The sequence below is a fragment of the Metabacillus rhizolycopersici genome (genome assembly GCF_020075705.1).
Genome location: NZ_JAIQUM010000198.1, coordinates 1 through 1,631, shown reverse-complemented (window position 1 = coordinate 1,631; position 1,631 = coordinate 1). Strand labels below are relative to the sequence as shown.

The 1,631-nt window shown below is 36.4% G+C and carries 1 protein-coding gene; it reads left to right on the top strand.

Annotated features, from left to right (window positions below):
• Positions 1–256: 256 nt before the first annotated feature.
• A complete protein-coding gene (locus K9V48_RS27900) occupies positions 257–1,492 on the top strand; it encodes an IS110 family RNA-guided transposase (RefSeq protein WP_224142301.1) in 1,236 nt (411 codons plus the stop codon).
• The last annotated feature ends 139 nt before the right edge of the window (positions 1,493–1,631 follow it).

Genomic DNA, 1,631 nt, shown 5'->3' with positions numbered 1-1,631 from the left:
TTCGTATTATAAGGTCAGCCAGATAAGAAAATATTTCTGGTTGACCATTTTTTATATGGTTTTATTATAACGGTAGCCGGGGTAAAACGTAACTGCCCGTGGGACATAGATCCCGTCAGCTAAACAGTTTGCCCCCTACTTGTAGAAACATGATTGAGGCTGGTTGGGACATAAGATCTCGTATAACAAGCGAAGCTGTGACACTGCAAGAAGGATAAGGGGTACCGGCAAATAAGAGATTAGGAGATGATGGAGGATGAATCCAGTCGTTGGTCTGGATATTTCAAAGGGAGAAAGTCAGGTTCAAGCTTTTGTAGATAAAGGCAAACCTTTTCGTAAGAGCTTTAAAGTATCTCATACTCTTGAAGGGCTTGGTTTACTTGTAGAGTTCTTAGATCATGTTCAGAAAGAAACAGGTCAGAAGCCTCCTGTGATTCTAGAAGCAACTGGACACTATCAAACACCAGTAGTCCAATATCTAGATGAACGTGGATATTTATTAATTATTATTAATCCTTTAATTTCGTATAAGGCAAAGAGTTCAAGTCTAAGAAAAGTAAAGACAGATGCAGTTGATGCATACCTACTCTGTGAATTGTATTATAAAGAGGAATTAGAGCCATATAAAAAGCGAGGGATTCAGTTATTAAACCTTCGTAATCTTACGAGACAACACGAAAATATTACAGGCGTTATGATTCAGACTAAGCTTCAATTTCAGGCTATACTTGATCAGGTATTTCCTGAATATCGAGGGGTTTTTGGTGATTTGTATTCTGTGGTATCACTTTTAACATTACAAGAGTTTCCGTCATCTGAAGACATATTAAAGGCTAGTGATGAAACAATCTCAAATAAGATCAAAGAATTATGTAAAAGTCGCTCAATCAGATGGGCAAATGAAAAAGCTCTAAAACTAAAAGAGGCGGCAACTCGTAATCCTTTTGAAAAGATTGTCTACCAGAGTCATATATTAAGCTTAGGTATGTACATTAACATTATTCTTCAATACAAAGAGCATCTATCAAGATTAGAGTCAGAAATAGACGCTCTCGCTAAAGAAATTGAAGAATATAATATTATCAAATCCATCCCCGGTATTGGAGAAAAAATCGCTGCCACGATTATTTCTGAAATCGGTGAGATAGATCGATTTAACCATCCTAAAAAGCTTGTCGCTTTCGCTGGTGTTGATCCTAGTGTATTTGAATCTGGTAAATTTAGAGCTACCCAAAACCGTATTACTAAAAGGGGATCAAGTAGACTGCGCCATGCCTTATATATGGCAGTTCGTTGTGCCATTCGTGATTGTCGTAAGAAGAAAACAACAGATGAAATACTCCCTAGAAACAAAAGAATGCGGGAGTATTATGATAAGAAGCGCGAAGAAGGAAAACCGTTTAAAGTAGCTATCATCGCTTGTGTAAACAAGCTCTTACATTGGATTTTTGCCTTATTGAAAAACGGAACGACTTTCCAAGATATAGCTTAATGACTATATCTAACTAAATAAAACAAAACCTTCCAATGAGGGCCTAACGGAAGGTTATTTGGTATGATCTTTTTTAGTATATCAGGGTTGTTTTAGTTATTTTATTGAAAAATGTTGACAAACTATTAGCTGGTTTAGT